The organism is Pseudoalteromonas sp. Angola-7 (genome assembly GCF_028599255.1).
GTDB classification, from domain to species: Bacteria; Pseudomonadota; Gammaproteobacteria; order Enterobacterales; family Alteromonadaceae; genus Pseudoalteromonas; species Pseudoalteromonas atlantica.
This window is the reverse complement of sequence record NZ_JAQREL010000006.1, coordinates 139,507-157,345: the sequence shown is the minus strand read 5'-3', so window position 1 is coordinate 157,345 and position 17,839 is coordinate 139,507. Positions and strand designations below refer to the sequence as shown.

The 17,839-nt window shown below is 39.9% G+C and carries 16 protein-coding genes; 6 read left to right on the top strand and 10 right to left on the bottom strand.

Annotation, left to right across the window (positions count from 1 at the left end; translation table 11 throughout):
* Positions 1 to 49: 49 nt before the first annotated feature.
* The gene (locus PSH50_RS10620) at positions 50 to 1,066 is read right to left on the bottom strand and encodes a lytic transglycosylase domain-containing protein (RefSeq protein ID WP_004586358.1); all 1,017 of its coding nucleotides are present in this window, start codon (positions 1,064 to 1,066) and stop codon (positions 50 to 52) included.
* Entirely contained in the window at positions 1,059 to 1,346 is a 288-nt protein-coding gene (locus tag PSH50_RS10615) for a YcgL domain-containing protein (RefSeq protein ID WP_004586359.1), read from the bottom strand. Before PSH50_RS10615 ends, PSH50_RS10620 begins: the two co-directional genes overlap by 8 nt.
* Before the next feature lie 155 nt (positions 1,347 to 1,501).
* On the opposite strand from PSH50_RS10615, the gene minC reads away from it, so the two are divergent.
* From minC to minE, 3 genes are read left to right on the top strand one after another with little or no spacing between them, the layout of a single operon-like run.
* On the top strand, positions 1,502 to 2,209 hold the full coding sequence (gene minC, locus PSH50_RS10610; protein WP_004586360.1) for a septum site-determining protein MinC: 708 nt from the start codon (positions 1,502 to 1,504) through the stop codon (positions 2,207 to 2,209).
* A gap of 5 nt (positions 2,210 to 2,214) precedes the next feature.
* Positions 2,215 to 3,024, top strand: coding sequence for a septum site-determining protein MinD (gene minD, locus PSH50_RS10605; protein WP_024031716.1), 810 nt, complete (start codon positions 2,215 to 2,217; stop codon positions 3,022 to 3,024).
* Position 3,025: 1 nt separating this feature from the next.
* Positions 3,026 to 3,289, top strand: a complete 264-nt coding sequence (minE, locus tag PSH50_RS10600) for a cell division topological specificity factor MinE (RefSeq protein ID WP_004586362.1) — start codon at positions 3,026 to 3,028, stop codon at positions 3,287 to 3,289.
* A gap of 85 nt (positions 3,290 to 3,374) precedes the next feature.
* On the opposite strand, the gene PSH50_RS10595 is transcribed toward minE, so the two are convergent.
* The gene (locus tag PSH50_RS10595; RefSeq protein ID WP_273586365.1) at positions 3,375 to 4,097 is read right to left on the bottom strand and encodes an outer membrane protein; all 723 of its coding nucleotides are present in this window, start codon (positions 4,095 to 4,097) and stop codon (positions 3,375 to 3,377) included.
* Positions 4,098 to 4,231: 134 nt separating this feature from the next.
* On the opposite strand from PSH50_RS10595, the gene PSH50_RS10590 reads away from it, so the two are divergent.
* Both PSH50_RS10590 and PSH50_RS10585 read left to right on the top strand, forming a co-directional pair.
* Positions 4,232 to 5,128, top strand: a complete 897-nt coding sequence (locus tag PSH50_RS10590) for a LysR family transcriptional regulator (protein WP_248531924.1) — start codon at positions 4,232 to 4,234, stop codon at positions 5,126 to 5,128.
* 70 nt (positions 5,129 to 5,198) lie between these two features.
* Complete coding sequence (locus PSH50_RS10585; protein ID WP_273586364.1) at positions 5,199 to 6,884, top strand: pseudouridine synthase; 1,686 nt, start codon at positions 5,199 to 5,201, stop codon at positions 6,882 to 6,884.
* Between the two features lie 190 nt (positions 6,885 to 7,074).
* On the opposite strand, the gene rnd is transcribed toward PSH50_RS10585, so the two are convergent.
* The 3 genes from rnd to PSH50_RS10570 all read right to left on the bottom strand — a co-directional run bounded on the left by rnd (position 7,075) and on the right by PSH50_RS10570 (position 10,876).
* The gene (gene rnd, locus PSH50_RS10580) at positions 7,075 to 8,205 is read right to left on the bottom strand and encodes a ribonuclease D (protein ID WP_064387254.1); all 1,131 of its coding nucleotides are present in this window, start codon (positions 8,203 to 8,205) and stop codon (positions 7,075 to 7,077) included.
* Positions 8,206 to 8,256: 51 nt separating this feature from the next.
* Complete coding sequence (gene fadD, locus PSH50_RS10575) at positions 8,257 to 9,909, bottom strand: long-chain-fatty-acid--CoA ligase FadD (protein ID WP_004586367.1); 1,653 nt, start codon at positions 9,907 to 9,909, stop codon at positions 8,257 to 8,259.
* A 115-nt stretch (positions 9,910 to 10,024) separates the two neighbouring features.
* The gene (locus PSH50_RS10570; protein ID WP_273586363.1) at positions 10,025 to 10,876 is read right to left on the bottom strand and encodes an alpha/beta hydrolase; all 852 of its coding nucleotides are present in this window, start codon (positions 10,874 to 10,876) and stop codon (positions 10,025 to 10,027) included.
* A 580-nt stretch (positions 10,877 to 11,456) separates the two neighbouring features.
* Here PSH50_RS10570 and PSH50_RS10565 point away from each other — a divergent pair.
* The gene (locus PSH50_RS10565; protein ID WP_273609617.1) at positions 11,457 to 12,746 is read left to right on the top strand and encodes an alkaline phosphatase; all 1,290 of its coding nucleotides are present in this window, start codon (positions 11,457 to 11,459) and stop codon (positions 12,744 to 12,746) included.
* 64 nt (positions 12,747 to 12,810) lie between these two features.
* Here PSH50_RS10565 and PSH50_RS10560 read toward each other — a convergent pair whose 3' ends face one another.
* From PSH50_RS10560 to PSH50_RS10545, 4 genes are all read right to left on the bottom strand, one after another.
* Positions 12,811 to 13,140 (bottom strand): hypothetical protein, encoded by a 330-nt coding sequence (locus PSH50_RS10560; protein WP_054981945.1) that lies wholly within the window; start codon positions 13,138 to 13,140, stop codon positions 12,811 to 12,813.
* A gap of 68 nt (positions 13,141 to 13,208) precedes the next feature.
* Positions 13,209 to 13,913 carry a tRNA (adenosine(37)-N6)-threonylcarbamoyltransferase complex dimerization subunit type 1 TsaB gene (gene tsaB / locus PSH50_RS10555; protein ID WP_273586362.1) on the bottom strand — a complete coding sequence of 235 codons (705 nt, stop codon included), beginning with the start codon at positions 13,911 to 13,913 and terminating at the stop codon, positions 13,209 to 13,211.
* Between the two features lie 9 nt (positions 13,914 to 13,922).
* The gene (locus tag PSH50_RS10550) at positions 13,923 to 15,839 is read right to left on the bottom strand and encodes an ATP-dependent DNA helicase (protein WP_029772969.1); all 1,917 of its coding nucleotides are present in this window, start codon (positions 15,837 to 15,839) and stop codon (positions 13,923 to 13,925) included.
* A gap of 98 nt (positions 15,840 to 15,937) precedes the next feature.
* The gene (locus PSH50_RS10545; protein WP_273586361.1) at positions 15,938 to 17,791 is read right to left on the bottom strand and encodes a M20/M25/M40 family metallo-hydrolase; all 1,854 of its coding nucleotides are present in this window, start codon (positions 17,789 to 17,791) and stop codon (positions 15,938 to 15,940) included.
* Positions 17,792 to 17,839: the final 48 nt, after the last annotated feature.

The following is a 17,839-nucleotide window of genomic DNA, read 5'->3' as shown; positions in this document are numbered from 1 at the left end:
ATAAAAAAAGCCGCTTAGCGGCTTTTTTTATTACACAACAGCGTATAAATTATATTTTTGGATAACCAATTCTATCTGATAGATAGCCCACGCTGGTGGCAAAGTAATATGAGCGGTTCCAGTGCATAAACACTTTGTAGTTATCATACGCTAAGTACATACGCCCATTAATGTCATCAGGCATTACCAGTGCAGCGCGTACATCAACATTAGGTAAGTCAGACCCGTCAGCTTTGCGTACACCCAGTGCTTGCCAGTCTGCAAGCGAGCGCTCTGAGTCGTTCCAATATTCTAACCATTGCTTGCGTGTTTTAGTGCCGCGTTTTAGCACGTATTTACTGTCAAAATTTTCAGGTAATTTTACCTGGCGACCCCAAGTTAGTGAGTCATTCCAACCTTCTTGTTTTAAATAATTGGCAATCGATGCAAATGCATCTTCTTTGGTGGTCCAAATATCTTTACGGCCATCGTTATTGTAATCAACCGCGTAGGCGTTAAATGAGGTAGGCATAAACTGAGTTTGCCCCATTGCTCCAGCCCAAGAGCCTTTAAATTTATCAAGCGTAATATGGCCTGACTTTAAAATATCTAATGCTGCCCAAAGCTGGCGCTTATAAAGCGCTTCACGACGACCATCAAAGGCAAGCGTCACTAGCGATGAAATAACATTATGGCCACCTTGTATTGTGCCAAAGTTACTTTCAAGGCCCCATAATGCCACTATAAAGCGTGCTTGTACGCCAAACTCTTTTGCAACTTGTTCAAGTACATCTTTATTTTCTGCGTAGAGTTTACGTGCACGATCAATTTTCCACTGGGGTACGCGTTTTGGTAAGTAGGTTTCGAGGGTTTCTTTAACCTCTGGCTGGTTTTTATCAGCCGATACTACTTTTTCTTTGTATGAGGCAGTCGCAAATGCATCGTCAATTAACTTGCTATCGTACCCTTTTGCAATGGCCTCTTGTTTTAAGTCACTTAAATAAGTTTGAAATTCGGCCTGCGTTTTAGCAACTACAGAGCCACTTAAACACACTGAGCATAAAATTACGGCTAACTTTTTAATCACTATCAACTCCGTTTTCTTTTCGTAATTGGCTAAGTAAATTTTCTTCCGGCGGTGGAATTTGCAAATAGTAACCCTTGTCTGGGTCAGCTAACGCTGCTTTTACTGTTTCAAGGTCGGCACCGCCTAAATGATCACGCTTTGCTAAATTAATAATCATTACATAAATAGGTTGACCAAACATAGCCAATAAAGGTTCAGGCACTTTACTAAAATCATCTCTTTTTTCAACAAATAAGAAGGTATCCGCTTTTTTCTTACTTTTATATACCGCAGTGAGCATAATGGCCCTATTTAATCTTGCTTAACATTGCCGCACACTATAACATGAGAGTAATAATAAGTTAGAAAAATTAGATTAGAAATTTCATTAAAGGCCTTATTCAGCCTACGTTTATCTAAAATTAATTTCTAATCAGACAAATCAATTGAGCGTGTATGTCGGAACAAATTTTTGAGCTAAAAGGGAACCTTTTCACGTTGTCAGTATTGCATCTTTATAGCACTGATATCGCCCTTCTAGCAGAACAGTTGTATGTAAAAATAGCCCAAGCTCCTCGTTTTTTTGAAGGAGCGCCTATTGTTGTTAATTTAGAAGAAATTAAAAACAGCTCACTTGATTTTGTACATTTAAAATCTCTCATTGAGCGTATGAGCTTTAATGCTGTAGGTGTTTGTAATGGCTCAGATGAGCAACACACGCAAGCTAAAGCCGCTGGCCTTTCTGTACTAAATTACTCGCAAGATGCTAAAAGTGCACCCGTTAAACAAGAGGCGCCAAATACCTCTATTGTTGAAAAAAACGTGTACCTACCTGCGCAAGTAATTAATGGCACGGTACGCTCAGGGCAGCAAGTTTATGCAAAAGACAGAGACTTAATTGTACTTGGTGCAGTTAGCCATGGTGCAGAAGTAATAGCCGATGGTAATGTGCATATTTATGGCACCTTACGCGGGCGTGCTATTGCAGGTGCAAAAGGGATTAAAGACGCCTGCATTTATTGCCAAAAGCTCGAAGCCGAATTGGTTTCAATTGATGGCAATTACTGGATCAGCGACTCATTACAAGGTGAGCACTGGGGCAATGCAGTACAAATACAACAAAAAAACGAATCATTAGAAATTTCAGCTTTGGTTAAAGGATAAATCTCATGGCAAAAGTAATTGTCGTTACCTCTGGTAAAGGCGGTGTTGGTAAAACAACATCAAGTGCTGCAATAGGCACCGGTTTAGCTTTAAAAGGCTATAAAACAGTTATTATCGATTTTGATATTGGCTTACGTAATCTAGATTTAATTATGGGGTGTGAGCGCCGCGTAGTATACGATTTTGTAAACGTAATAAACGGCGAAGCCAACCTAAATCAAGCGCTTATTAAAGATAAACGCGTTGAAAAATTATTTTTACTACCCGCATCACAAACACGTGATAAAGATGCCCTTACCCGTGAAGGCGTAGAGCGCGTATTAAACGAACTAAAAGAAGACTTTGACTACATTGTGTGTGATTCACCTGCAGGTATTGAAGCCGGCGCAATGATGGCGATGTACTTTGCTGATGAAGCAATTGTAACGACAAACCCTGAAGTATCTTCGGTTCGAGATTCAGACAGAATTTTAGGTATTTTACACAGCAAATCGAAACGTGCTGAAGAAGGCCTAGAAAATATTAAAGAACACTTATTATTAACACGCTACAACCCTGAGCGAGTTGAAAAAGGTGAAATGTTATCGGTAGAAGATGTTAAAGATATTCTGTCGATTCCTTTACTAGGTGTTATCCCTGAGTCGCAAGCGGTATTAAGTGCGTCTAATTCAGGCCAACCAGTAATACTTGATGGTGATTCAGATGCAGGGCAAGCATACGCTGATGCAATCAATCGCTTACTCGGTGAAACAGTCGATTTTCGCTTCTTAGATGTTGAGAAAAAAGGCTTATTTAAACGGATTTTTGGAGGTTAATGTGTCTTTACTTGACTACTTCCGCTCAGAAAAGAAAAATAGCGCGTCATTAGCAAAAGAGCGATTGCAGATCATTGTCGCGCACGAGCGTTCGCAACGCGGAACACCGGATTACTTACCACAATTAAAACAAGATATTTTAGATGTGATCCGTAAGTACGTAAATGTAAACACTGATGCAGTGCAGGTACAGTTTGATCAAAACGAAGATGATTTAGCGGTACTTGAGCTCAACGTGACATTACCTGACGAAGAGAAAAAGTAGCACAATTAAAAGCGGCATTTTAAATGCCGCTTTTTGCTTTACACACTCACTACACGTATGTGGTGCATTGTGTTGTGTTTTAAATTTAAAAGTTTACACGTAAACCAAGTAAAAACTCATGGCTTGCTGCACTGTCAATTTTAAAGCCATCGGTAAATGCATCTTGCCCCGTTTGCACGTCACCAAATTCAATGTATTGATACTCAGTGTATAACGACATAGTTTTAGTTATTTGATAGTTAACCCCTGCACCAATATTCCATGTAAATTCAGTTGAATCGTCATCAGCATACGCATCGTAATAGCCATCAACATTTCCATCGAATGCGTCAAAGGCGCTAATGCCTGCACCACCTAATTTTGCAAAATAGCTGTTATCGGCAACCCCTAACCCTGCTTTAATATAAGGCGTAAACGCGGTGCTGTTATCAAAATCGTAAAAGCCTTCAATTGTATAAGTGGTAGTTTTTAAATCCCCCTTTAATACATACTGCTCACCTTCGCGTGCACCCACGCCAACTTTTGTATCGCTATAGTCAGTATCATGATAGCTAATACGCGCCTCTACTCTAAATTGAGGATTGAACTGATAACCTAAACCAATACTGCCTACACTGCCCTCACCGGCATCAAATTCAGATGGAAAATCGGCATCTACGGCAATATTGTTACCAATGGCTTGAGAGTCATTTGCTTGCGAACTATAGCCTACATGTGCAGTTCCATAAAACCCCTCTGCACTAGCTAAAGTAGGCGCGGTACACGCTAAAGCAATTGCTGCAACTATAGTTTTTTGTAATGTGTTCATTGTCATTCCTGATTTTTTTAACAACCAAATTATTGGGCTGTAAGGCTAATGTTGAATTCGCGGTTAATATAACTTTTAGATACACAAGCAAATAGATACAATAACGGCACAATACAATTCCGACTTTCAGAACAATGATTAACTATTTACGACACATGGCTATTTTTGCCAAAGTGGTTGCTGGCGGTTCATTTCGTATTGCAGCTAAGGAGCTTGGCATAGCACCTTCACGTGTTAGCCATAGTGTTTCTGACTTAGAACAGTTTTTAGGCGTCACTTTATTACATAGAACAACCCGTAAATTGTCGCTTACCCCTGAAGGTGAAAAATTTTACGCCCACGTAGAAAACATAACAAAACACGCAGAGGCAGGTTTGAACGAAATTAACTCTGTGGGTGATGAGCCTATAGGGTCTTTAAAAATATCGCTGCCCGCCTTTTTAGCAAGCTCCGAAATTTCAGCCGCGATAGCAGAATTTGTGCAAACCTACCCAAAAGTGAACTTGTCTCTTAATTACACAGACCAAGTAATAAATATAATGGATGAAGGACTCGATTTAAGTATTCGAGTTGGCTGGCTAGAAGACAGCTCACTCATGGCGCGCAAAATTGGAGAGAGTAAACGCTTTTTAGTTGCTTCAAGTAAGTACGCGAGTAAGCATCAACCCCCTACGCACCCAAACGATTTAAAACAGTGGGATTGGGTTCATTTTAGTATGCGTGGCAGCACTGTAGATTTTACCTCTCCAAATGGCGAAGTGGTGTGTATTTGTGAAAAGTCGCGCGTAAATGTAAATAGTGCGCTTGCAATAAGTCACTTTGTATCTGAAAACTTAGGTCTAGGCATATTGCCCGAAAACCTAGTAAAAAAACAATTAGCACGAGAAGAGTTCATTCACATTTTACCTAACTGGCAACTCAAGCCGCTTGGTTACTATGCTGTATGGCCAAATAATGCACGCAGAGAAAACCTAACACTATTATTAGTGCGCTTTTTAGCTAAGCGCGGTTTAGTAACCGCAGAGGATTAAGCAAGTACCCCTTAAGTGAATATGTTATTATGGGCCCATTACTTTGCTTTATGCCTGCTATTACTTTGCTATGTTAAATCACGCTTCTTGTTTTACTTTATTTGATTGCTCTGTAGATTCTATACCGCTTCCAGATAAATTTACGTTTCCGTTTTACTACCAGCCTCATCCGTTATCTGTTTTAGCCGCAACACAATTGCAGCAGCAACTTGAAACGCATTTACCGTATAACGAAAATGACAGCAGCAATACAGCAACGAATGATGGCAAAATGTTTGGTGTACTGGTTGTAAAAAACCAGCAACAACAACTTGGCTTTTTAGCGGCGTATTCAGGCCGGCTCGAAAATTTAAATACCGATATAGAATGCGTGCCTAATGTATCTACAATGGCACTTGAAGATGTGGGTTATTTAAAAGAAAGTAAAATAATTAACGAGATAAATGCGCAAATACATGCCCTAGAAAATGCAAGTACATTGAATAAATTAAAAGCGTCATTAAATGCCGATAAAGCCGCGTTTGAGCAGCAGTTACACGCTCAACAAAGCGTAATGCAAGCCAATAGAAAAGCACGTAAAAAGGCGCGCAGTGCACTTGCAATTGAGCACAGCCAAGCAATAACGCCTGAGCAACAAGCAAGCTTGAATGAACTGGCCAAACAAAGCATAGAAGATAAAAAACACTATAAAAGCATAAAAGATCACTGGCATGATAAAATAACTCAGCAACAGCAGGCGCTTAATGCTCTACACGACGAAATAAAACAGTTAAAAAAACGCCGTAAAGTTTTATCTAAAAACTTACAAAAGCAAGTGTTTGCACAGTACCAGTTTTTAAATGCAGAGCATGAAGTTAAAGATCTCAATGCCATATTTGCAGCATTGCCAGAGCATACTCCGCCATCAGGTGCGGGAGATTGCGCTGCACCCAAGCTATTACAATACGCTTATCTTAATAATTTAAAGCCAGTGGCTATGGCTGAGTTTTGGTGGGGGCCCGCACCTAAATCGGCAATACGCCAACATAAAAACTATTACCCTTCTTGCTACAGTAAGTGCCAACCTATTTTATCGCACATGTTAAAAGGCCTCAGCATAGAAGATAACCCGCTACTCGTTAACCCTGCTGAAGGTAAAACGCTGCCGATAGTCTATCAAGACGATGATATTGTTATTGTAAACAAACCCAGCGAGTTTTTATCTGTACCAGGTGTCAATATTGAAGATTCTGTGTATTTACGTATTCAAACGCAATTTCCACACGCTACAGGCCCGTTAATTGTGCACAGACTAGATATGTCTACATCAGGTTTATTAGTGGTTGCGCTCAATAAACGAGCCCACAAAGCACTACAAAAGCAATTTATTGCCCGCACTATTGATAAACGTTACATTGCGCTGGTTGATGGTATTGTGCCTAAGGACAGTGGCAAGATAGAGCTGCCATTGCGACTTGATTTTGACGATAAGCCACGCCAGCTTGTTTGTTATAAAAACGGCAAACCCGCACTTACTACATGGCAGGTGCTTGAACGTAAAAACAATATTACACGCCTACAGCTCTACCCTAAAACGGGCCGCACTCACCAATTAAGGGTACACTGCGCTCATCACTTAGGGCTGAATATGCCTATTATTGGTGACACACATTACGGTAAAAAAGCCAACAGGTTACACTTACATGCCGAGTATTTGGCGCTAGATCACCCCATTACACATAAGCGTTTAACGTTCTGCGTAGCGCCCGATTTTTAATACCAATTCGCATAATTAAGTGATCTATTTTGAGGATGAAAAAACGTGTTGATAGCAAGGCAAAAAAATCGCTATTTAGTTGTTCTAAATGAGAATTTTTTAACGCAGATAGCGACACGTTTAGCTCCTAAAAATGATTAAATATTATTGCGAATTGGTATAACATAGCCTGTTAGCTTAAAAAGAGGGTTTAATTATCCCACTCTTTAAGTGCGTCTTTAACAAAACTGTAGCGCCAAGAATTAAGTAAATCAGGTTTAATATGATTTAGCTTTTGCTCATCGGTGAGTTTCCAATTCCAGCTAATAAGCTGATTAATTTGCTTTTTAGAGGCCATTACATCCTCTGGTATACCCTGCTCTTTTGCCACTTTAGTGATTTTTTGCTTAATATCTTTAGCTACTTTTTTATAAGCCGGAAAATCAATTAAACGTTTAAGCACTGGCGGATGCTCATCAACCGGGAGTGCTTTGGCCTTTTCAATACACTTTAGTATTTCGACTCCAGAGCGGTTTACTTCCATTGACTCAACACCCGGAATTTGTCTTAGCGTATTTAAACTCGAAGGCCCACGTTTAGCAATTTCCGTCATGTTGTGCTCTTTAAGCACAAAATTAAGCGCTAAATTTTTACGAATAGCTTTATTACGACGCCATACAGCTAATTCTTTTAATACCGCGAGCTCGTGCGGTTTTAGTTGCCATGCGTTTTTTATATCTTTGTAAAGCAGCTCATCTGGAGTTTGAAAGGCGCGTTTATTTGCAATTAACTCGCTCTCATTTATTACAATATCAAATAACTCAGCTTTATTTATACGCTCAATTATTAGTTCAAAACAAGGCAGTAAATGAAACGTATCAGCGGCTGCATAATCGAGCTGCTTTTTAGTTAATGGGCGCTGTAGCCAATTAGTTCGCGATTCACTTTTGTCTATTTCTATGCCTAATAGCTCTTTTACCATTAGCGCAAAGCCCATACAGTTGCCTTCGCCTAAAAGCTGAAGAGCAAATTGTGTATCAAACAATGGAGCGGGTACAAAGCCTGCATATTTTTGAAATACTTCAATATCTTCTGAAGGTGAATGCAACACTTTCAGTACTGATGGATCTTGTAATATTTGCCAAAATTCAAATAACGAGAGTTCGGCCAGTGGATCTATAAGGGCAAGATGCTCGCCATCATATACTTGAATAAGTGCAACTTCAGGGTACAAAGTACGGCGGCGCATAAACTCTGTGTCTATGGCTAAAATAGGCTTGTTTTTTATTTGCTCAACAAAGGTATTGAGTTGATTTTGTGTTTCGATCAATTGGTATTGCACTTAATCTCCTACAATAAAAAAGCCGGCTAATGCCGGCTTTTTTATAGTTTACTAATCTTTTAGGGCTCTTCTGAGAATTTTACCTACATTTGTTTTAGGTAACTCATCCTTAAACTCAACGAGTTTAGGCACCTTATAATTAGTTAAATTATCACGACAGTGATTTATTATATCTTTTTCAGTTAAAGAAGGGTCTTTTTTAACAACAAAAACTTTAACTTGTTCGCCACTTACATCATGCGGTATACCAATAGCCGCGACTTCTAGTACGCCGTCGTGCATGGCAACCACTTCTTCTATCTCATTTGGGAACACATTAAAGCCCGATACAATGATCATGTCTTTTTTGCGGTCAACAATATAGAAGAAACCTTCATCGTCGTATGTGGCAATATCGCCGGTAGCAAACCAGCCATCTTGCAAACATTCTGCGGTTGCATCTGGGCGGTTATAGTAACCTAGCATAACTTGTGGGCCTTTAACCCATAGCTCACCGGGTTCACCTTTTGCCGCTTCTTCACCGTTTTCAAGCATTAGCTTAATTTCGGTATTAGGAGCAGGTAGACCAATAGAGCCATTATAAGCTTCTAGATCGTACGGGCTTACAGTTACAAGCGGTGCACACTCAGTTAAACCGTAACCTTCCATTAATTTAGAATTAGTCACTTTTTGCCATTTTTCAGCTACAGGACGTTGTACCGCCATACCGCCACCTAATGACATTTTTAAATGACTAAAATCAAGCTCTGCAAACCCTGGTGTATTAAGTAGCCCGTTAAACAGGGTATTTACACCGGTAATAGCAGTAAATTTATGCTGATTAAGCTCTTTAACAAATGCTGGCATATCACGTGGGTTTGTAATTAATACATTCAAACCACCGTATTTCATAAACGTTAAGCAGTTAGCCGTTAACGCAAATATATGATAAAGCGGTAATGCAGTAACAACAACTTCAGTACCACGGTCTAATACTTTATCTAAACAGCCCGATACTTGCTCAAGGTTACCAACCATGTTGCCATGACTTAACATCGCCCCTTTAGATACGCCGGTTGTACCACCTGTGTATTGTAAAAAGGCCAGATCAGATAAGCTCATTTCTGGGCGCGTATACTTTGCAGGGTCACCTGCTAGCACATCTGAAAACTTAATTGTATTTGGTAGGCTGTAGCTAGGTACCATTTTTTTTATGTATTTAACCACAAAATTAACGATATGCTTTTTAATACCACCCACCATGTCGCCCACTTGGGTAACAACAATGTGTTTTACATCCGTTTTTGCAAGTGCTTTTTCAAGCGTGTCTGCAAAGTTAGCCAATATAAAAATAGCTGACGCGTCAGAGTCTTTTAATTGATGCTCAAGCTCTCGTACTGTGTAAAGTGGGTTTACGTTAACCACCACACAACCTGCACGTAAAATACCTAAAATAGCGATAGGCGTTTGTAACAAGTTAGGCATCATTACGGCAACTTTGTCGCCTTTTTTAAGACCTAAATCATTTTGAATATACGAGGCAACACGTTGTGTCGCTGTATCTATTTCATCATACGATAATGTTTTACCCATATTCGTAAATGCAGGTAAATCTTTGTAATCGGTAAAACTTTTTTCGAACACTTCGAGTAACGAGTTGTAATGCTCAGGATCGATTGTTTCAGGCATACCTTCTGGGTAGCGCTTAAGCCAGATTTTTTCCACTCTTAGCCCCTGTTTATAATTATATTTTTATTAACCTTAATCTAAGTAAGGCACTTTAACAATTGAGCAAATACTCTAATGCAGGAATAATCCCACATTTGGCGCTAATTTACAATTAACATGCACCATTTTGCAGCATAAAGGCTTGAATATGCTCAAAACATAACCCACTGCTTTGCATATGGCAATGATGCCCGCCATCTACATTAATTACCTTCAAGTTGTTGTAATAGCTAATATACTTGGCCAAATTTTGTTTTACAAACGAATAACCTTGGTTACCTAAAATTAATTGGCTTGGTGCAATTAATTGTTTTATTGCACCAATACATTGCGCTTCATCAAACCTAAAACCTGAGTGATTTTTAAGCTTAGGGTCTGTTGTTAACTCATACCCTAGTTCACTTTGCTTAATATTACGACTCATCAATAAGGTGATCAGTTCGTTATTTAAATCTGTTGTATTTGCACGCGCATCGATAATCGCTGATTGCGATTTATAAACGCGCTTTTTTTTATTGTAGGCGCGCTCTCTGTTCAGTATCGCCCCTTTTAATTGCTCACATACTTCATCACTGGGGGTTGTAACACAGCCAATCCCTTCAATAAAGGTAACTGAATACACATACTCACTAAAACAACTTGCAAATAAACCTGCCACCAATGCGCCCATTGAATGGCCGACTAAATGTACCTTTTTTGCCCCTAAGCTCTTTATAAGTTGGTACACATCGTCAATATAATCAACAAAATAATAATGAGCGTCCTGTGCACGCCAATCAGATAGTCCATGCCCAGCAAAGTCAACACAATACCAAGTATGCTGCGGATTAACTTTATCTAGCATAGGTGTAAAACTATTGCTGTTATCTAGCCACCCATGCAAGGCTATAACCAGCTCATCGCCAGTGCCTTTTTGTAAGCCACGCAATGTTATATTTCTTGTTTTTATTTCAAATGGCTGCAACAGACACCTCTTTTTAACGTGCGACATTATTTATAACATACTAGTTGTCAGACCTCTAATACCAAAAGTATTTATATTTTTTATATTTATAAAGACCACTTTTTTTGTAAGGTTAACTTTTGAATTTTAATTATGTATTTAATTTCAACAACTTAAAATATTTTAAGTTTCATTAATTCAATAAATAATTACAAACAGAGCTTAAATACTCTTCAGGTAGGTAATGTATACCACTATATTCATTACACTATAATTAACATAAGCTAAAAAAATGGCTGTATTGTTTTAGTGACAATTAGCCAAACCTGTTTATATACTTTGCTTTTTATTCTTACTTCATTTCATTATTATACGAGGGCGTATTGAACTTTGTGGATTGAAACTTGTTCAATCTACGGGCGGTTAAATCCTGGTACGAGGTTTGTAACCTTGTGGGCTGAGTAAAAACCTAGCAAAAAATTTAATCGCCTTAGAAAGAATTTTTGGGCAGCGCATGTTTGGTATTTATGCTGCAAATTCAACACGCCGTAACCATATACAATTGTGGTGCTATTTAAACAGCACATTCATAGGGATAAAAATGAAGAACCAACTTAGCTTATTAGCGCTTTTATGTGCATCTACCAGTGTTTATGCAAGCGATGCACCTAAAAATGTAATTTATATGATTGGTGACGGGATGGGTCCTGCCTATACAACCGCTTATCGTTATTTTAAAGATGATCCAACCACCAAGCAGATTGAAACAACCGTATTTGATACTATTTTAACAGGCATGGCGCGTACTTACCCTGACGATCACACTTATGTTACCGACAGTGCTGCAGGTGCAACCGCACTGAGTAGCGGCCACAAAAGTTATAATGGTGCTATTGCAGTCGATACAGACAAAAAGCCCGTTAAGACCATGTTAGAAATAGCAAAAGAACGCGGTATGACAACAGCATTAGTGGCTACCTCGCAAATTAACCATGCCACCCCAGCTAGTTTTGCTACACATAACGAATCACGTCGAAATTACGATGCGATTGCTAATGAGTACATAGATAACAAAATTGCCGGTAAACTCCCTGTTGATTTAATGCTAGGCGGCGGTACGCAGTATTTTATTAGAGAAGACCGTAACCTCGTTGATGAATTTAAAGCAGCTGGTTATCAATATAGCGATGATATAAAAAACCTTGGTCAGATTACGCAAGTACCGGCACTTGGCTTATACGCCCCAATGGGTCTGCCGTTTGCGCTTGATGCTAATTCAAACCACTTAACGCAACTAACAGCTAAAGCATTTGATTTACTCGACGGCCAAAATGAAGACGGCTTTTTTGTAATGATTGAAGGCAGCCAAATTGATTGGTGTGGACATGCTAACGATGTAGCCTGTGCCATGGCCGAAATGGATGACTTTGCACAGTCGATTGAAAAAGCAAAAGCCTATATTGATAAAAACCCTGATACTTTATTAGTGGTTACTGCAGATCATTCAACTGGTGGGTTAACCCTCGGTGCGCACGGACAATATAAGTGGGATACAGACGTTATTAAAGGCGTTAAAGCAACAGCCGTTGAGCTAACAAAGCAATTACTCGCTGCTGATGACCTAGAGCCTATTTGGCGCGCCAACACAGGTATTGAATATACACCGGCTAATAAAGTAAAACTTGAACAAGCGAAAAAAATGGGCGAAACAGCGCTTAATTTAGCCATTAAAAGTATTATTAGTGATGCCAGCTTTACTGGTTGGACAACAGGCGGACACACCGCTGTAGATGTACAAGTATTTGCCTACGGTAAAGGCAGTGAACACTTTAACGGTGCTCAAAATAATACAGATATTGCCGATAAACTAATTGGCTTTATTAAACAGTAGCCATAAGCTTACGCAAAAAGCCCGAACCAGTGTTCGGGCTTTTTATTTTTTACTATTACTGGGGCTAAGCGTATATATCGACGCCTATTAAATCTTGTACTTCGGCGCGACGCTCTAAATTTGCAAATTCTGTATATGTTGAAATTGCTTTACTCACCGTTGGGCTTGGTTGGTCATAAATAGTTTGGCTGTACTTTGCGTTACTAGTGTTTTGACTAAAGTATTGATTAGCAAGCTCTACACCCGCTTTACTAGTTTTTACATAATCTGTGTTTGTTTTTTGACTGGCGCTATCATCCGCTAAACCTTGTGGTTTAGAGGGTATAATTTTTGTAGAGGTAACCTTTGCAGGAATATCTCCAGTAAAAAAACCAGCGCCAATTGGCAAAGTCATAGATAACTTCCAACAATAAACATATTAAAAATTATGATTTAAAAACACCCAATTTGCAACTCTTGTGCTTATTCGCGACCCGGTAGTTTTTTCCATGTTACTGTATCGCGCACATATTTAGGTTGCGCATCACTTGCTTTAACAACCTCGCCCTTTAAAAAGGCCGTGTCTACATGGCTAAGCATATAGCGAGCATCTGGCAAAGTAATGTCTGTATTTATGGTTATATTGCTAACGTTTTTAAGTGCATCAGGGTAACTTTTAAATCCCGTGCCAACGGCAATCGCGTGTAACTCTTCACTGCTTATGTGCTCTTCGCTTAATAACTCTGGTTTTATAACACACTCTTCATTTACCAACTCCATGCGTGCGTTATTTACCTGGTATTGGGCAAAATAAATTTCTCCCATGCGTGCATCTATAGCTGAATACACTACTGGTGCCTGCGTTTGCTCGTACGCTTGCTGGGCCATAATTGCCAAGGTTGAAACACCCACTAATGGTAAATTGGCTGAATAAGCTAGCCCTTGTGCAATAGCAACACTAATGCGTACACCGGTAAAGCTACCTGGCCCTTGGCCAAAGCCAATAACGTCTAAGTCTTTTAATTTACACTGTGCTTTATTAAGCAGCTCATCAACTAAAGGGAGTATTTTTTGACTATGTTGCTGTGGGCATTCTTCAAAATGATGAAATGTTTGGCCCTCAAAGTGTAAAACTATAGATAACGCTTCGGTTGAGGCGTCTAGGGCAAGAATATTACTTTTAATCATTTTAGTACTCTAGTTAATGTGTTTTAAAAATGTGTTTGCATCTTCTAAGCTTCGCGTGCGGCGCATCGGCGGTAAGCTTTTTAAAAATACTTGGCCATATTGGCGCGTTACTAATCGGTTGTCGCAAATAACCAGCACGCCTTTATCTTTGTTATCTCGTATTAAACGCCCCACGCCCTGCTTGAGCGCAATAACAGCTTGCGGTAACTGTATATGAGCAAACGGGTCTTTGCCTTGCATTTGGCAATCTTGCATTTTGGCTTGCAGTAATGGGTCATCCGGTGCTGCAAAAGGTAACTTGTCAATAATAACACAGCTTAGCGTGCTACCACGTACATCAACCCCTTCCCAGAACGAGGCAGTACCTAACAATACCGCATTACCATGGCGCGTAAATTTTTCCAGTATTATACGCTTAGACATTTGCCCTTGCATATAAACTGGGTAGTCCATTTGTGTGGTTAACCCCTCAGCCACCAAATGCATCATTCGGTAACTTGTAAACAGCACAAAGCAACGCCCTTTAGCCGATTTAATCAGCTCTAGGGTTAATTTTATAATTGCATGAGGCATGTTCTCTGCGTGCGATTCAGGCAAATATCGTGGTAAGCATAAAAGCGCCTGATTAGGATAATCAAAGGGGCTATCAACCATCATACTTTGCGCAGGAGTAATACCTAAGCTTGCATTAAAGTGATCGAGCTTATTATCAACCGATAACGTGGCTGAGGTAAATACAAACCCTGCGCCGGTGTCTTTCATCATTTGAGCAAATTTAGCAGAGACATTAAGTGGCGTAATATTAACCGTTAAATAGCGCCGCGTGGTTTCGTACCAATAGCTAAAGCCCGTTTGTGCGGTATCAAAAACACGCTCTAACTGACCTTTAAACGCTAAAGTGCGCTCAAACGGATGCTCTATTTTATCACTGCGCTCTAGGCACAGTTTTAATACCTGATAAACAAAGTCTAAATCGCTAATTACCCGATGCAGCGCTGCGCAAATTAATTTATCACTGAGCTTTTCGCGCCAATCTCCTCGGCTACCATCTACACCAAACTGTAAACGTAAATCAGCCACACTGGTTTCAAGCTTATTAAGGCTTTTGCCAAGCTGCAGCATATCGGGAATTTCTGCACGGTAAATAGCGCGTAAATCGTTAATTAAATCCACCAGCTTTTTAGTGCTAATACTTTCACCAAAGTAGTCACTAGCAATTTCGCTAAGCTGGTGTGCTTCGTCAAAAATATAAGCGTCGGCGGTGGGCATAAGTTCGGCAAAACCGGAGTCTTTTACTGCCATATCAGCAAAAAATAAATGATGGTTTATAACCACTACATCCGCTTCGGCTGCATTTAAACGCGCTTTGCGTATATAACATGATTGAAAGTCTGGACACTCTTTGCCTAAACAATTATCGGCTGTCGAATTAACATAGGGCAGTACCTTGGCGTCTTCTTCAATACCAATACAATCAGCTAAATCACCCGAGTGTGTTTCACTGGCAAATTTTGCAACCATAGCAAGTTGATGCATTACATCAGGATCGTCTGTTGGTACATGGGCTACATGTTGGTTTAGCCTATAAGTGCACAGATAATTAGCGCGCCCTTTTAACAATGCGGTTTTTTTAGAGGCATTAAGTGCTTTTACTAGCTGAGGTAAATCGCGGTGGTATAACTGCTCTTGCAAGGCCTTAGAGCCTGTAGAGATAATTGTTTTACCTTTAGATTTAAGGGCAGGCGCTAAATAGGCAAACGTTTTACCTGTACCAGTGCCCGCTTCAACCACTAACTGCGTGCTATTTTTTAATGCATCGTTAACGGCAACGGCCATATCAATTTGAGGTTGGCGAGGCGTGTATCCATCTAAAGATAACGCTAACGGCCCGGTTGCACTAAACAGCTGTTTGATAATACCAGTCACTTTACAAAAAATAATAGCGAGATTTTACGTAAGCCTGGCTATAAGGGCAAGCCAATTGAAATTAGAATTTTGCAAAGGGGCTCACACCCCTTTACACGTTATTGTGCATTTATAGATAACGTGACATTGCTGGCATTGCTATACCCTTTTAAATCGATATACCAATTACCTGTTTGTGGCGCAGAAAACGAACAGGTTTCGCTATTGCTATTTTTATATGGCCTGCACAAGTACTCAGAATCACTAGAAGGAGTGCCAAAGTTTACATATAAATCAGCATCGCCACTGCCACCAGACATTGTTATATCTAATGATGCGTACTTCGTATTTAAACTTTGGCTAAAGCGTTGCCAGCTCCCAGCAGAAACACTAATGTTTGTTATGCTCCGATTGATAGGCTCAATACTCCCCCCTTCATTGTAACTTCCGGTTAGGGATACATTTTCTATCGCATTCCATGCGTGTACCATCACATAGTAAACTCCTTCACTAGAGGGATTAATATCGCAACGTTCATTACTACTTGAGGTAGTGCTTTTACAATCATAATCGTTCAGCGTAGGTGCTTGATTGTAGCGTACATATAAGTCTGCATCCCCTGTGCCCCCAGTCGTAATAAATTTTAAATTGCTCGCACTTTGTGGCACAGCTAAAGTGTAAATAAACTGCTCTTTTGCAACCCCTGTGATCCCACTAAGTGTTTGCCCATTGGTTAATTGGTTATTAGTAGGAGGCACAGTATCGCCGGCATTTTTTGCCATTTCGGCAACATAACTTACTGCCAACTTGGCGAATTTACTGGCATGTTGAGCGTCAAACTGGTTATCGTTTTGGGTGTGAATAAGCGGGTTTATATCGCCCATTTTTGATTCAAAAGGCATAGAGGCTGCAAACCCTTGCTGATACCATGACGCATGATCAGAACACCCATAACCACACTGATCAAATCCATAATTTAATTGCGGTAAGTAGGTATCTAAAAGCGCTGCTAAAAACTGATTTTGTGCATTGTTAGTATAATCAGTCATCATAACTATATCTTCAAGGCTGCCATTATTGCCTGTCATATCAAACTGCACCATGCCCACTACACTTTTACCCTGCGATTGGTAGCTGCTTGCAATATCACTTGAACCTCTAAGGCCGACCTCTTCCGCTGCAAACGCCATAATTTGAATCGTACGCTGTGGTTTGTAATTAGTTTGTACAATCGCGCGCAGCGCCTCTGATAGCACAGCAATCCCTGAGGCGTTATCATCAGCACCAGGTGAACGTCCATTGCTTGGGTTTGACTGATTTATCGAATCAAGGTGGCCGCCAATAATAACAATTTCATCTGCTTTTTCATTGCCTTCAATTGTCACTATAACCGACGATTGCGCCCAATTATGCGGGTAAGTTGCAATGCTAATATCACTGCGACTTTGCGCTATTTGTTGCCAATATGTGTTTAACCAATTTGCAGCATCTATCCCTGTTTGTGAGGTGTAATAACGATTATTAAAACTGGTTAAAGAGTTAACAGTGCTATCGAGGTTAACGGTGCTAATTGATGACATTAAATTTTGTACTGTTTGTTCGTTATCAATAGAATAACTAAATGCTAATGTATTTTGTATAGTATGCGCCGCGGCTAATTGTGTTGCGTAACTGCTCGCCTCTTGCCATGAATCATGTGCCACAAACCCACCGCACCGATTATAATTGTGGTGCATAAATTCGCTTAGATTATTTACCTGATCAGCAGGTATATTTACCAAGTCTATATTTTCGAGCGCACTTGTTGAGCGCTGTGCAAAGGGCAATCTTTGTACTAATCCATGCTGGGTATACTCATAATGTGCCGCTGCAGTTGAATCTATGCTTACCCACACTTTGTTTGTTTCACTTTGTGCTACAACGCCCATTGTAGTAAATAAGCTCAGCGCACTTAGTAGTTTAAAAGGTTTCATTGGTATTCCTTATAATTGGCAATACTGGTATCCATAAAATTAAAAAGG

Bases quoted from the DNA above. Each gene is read 5' to 3' on its own strand.
- PSH50_RS10545 (WP_273586361.1), bottom strand. From the start codon at position 17,791: ATGAAACCTTTTAAACTACTAAGTGCGCTGAGCTTATTTACTACAATG.
- minC (WP_004586360.1), top strand. From the start codon at position 1,502: ATGTCGGAACAAATTTTTGAGCTAAAAGGGAACCTTTTCACGTTGTCA.
- PSH50_RS10585 (WP_273586364.1), top strand. From the start codon at position 5,199: ATGTTAAATCACGCTTCTTGTTTTACTTTATTTGATTGCTCTGTAGAT.
- PSH50_RS10590 (WP_248531924.1), top strand. From the start codon at position 4,232: ATGATTAACTATTTACGACACATGGCTATTTTTGCCAAAGTGGTTGCT.
- PSH50_RS10560 (WP_054981945.1), bottom strand. From the start codon at position 13,140: ATGACTTTGCCAATTGGCGCTGGTTTTTTTACTGGAGATATTCCTGCA.
- PSH50_RS10565 (WP_273609617.1), top strand. From the start codon at position 11,457: ATGAAGAACCAACTTAGCTTATTAGCGCTTTTATGTGCATCTACCAGT.
- PSH50_RS10595 (WP_273586365.1), bottom strand. From the start codon at position 4,097: ATGAACACATTACAAAAAACTATAGTTGCAGCAATTGCTTTAGCGTGT.
- PSH50_RS10615 (WP_004586359.1), bottom strand. From the start codon at position 1,346: ATGCTCACTGCGGTATATAAAAGTAAGAAAAAAGCGGATACCTTCTTA.
- tsaB (WP_273586362.1), bottom strand. From the start codon at position 13,913: ATGATTAAAAGTAATATTCTTGCCCTAGACGCCTCAACCGAAGCGTTA.
- minD (WP_024031716.1), top strand. From the start codon at position 2,215: ATGGCAAAAGTAATTGTCGTTACCTCTGGTAAAGGCGGTGTTGGTAAA.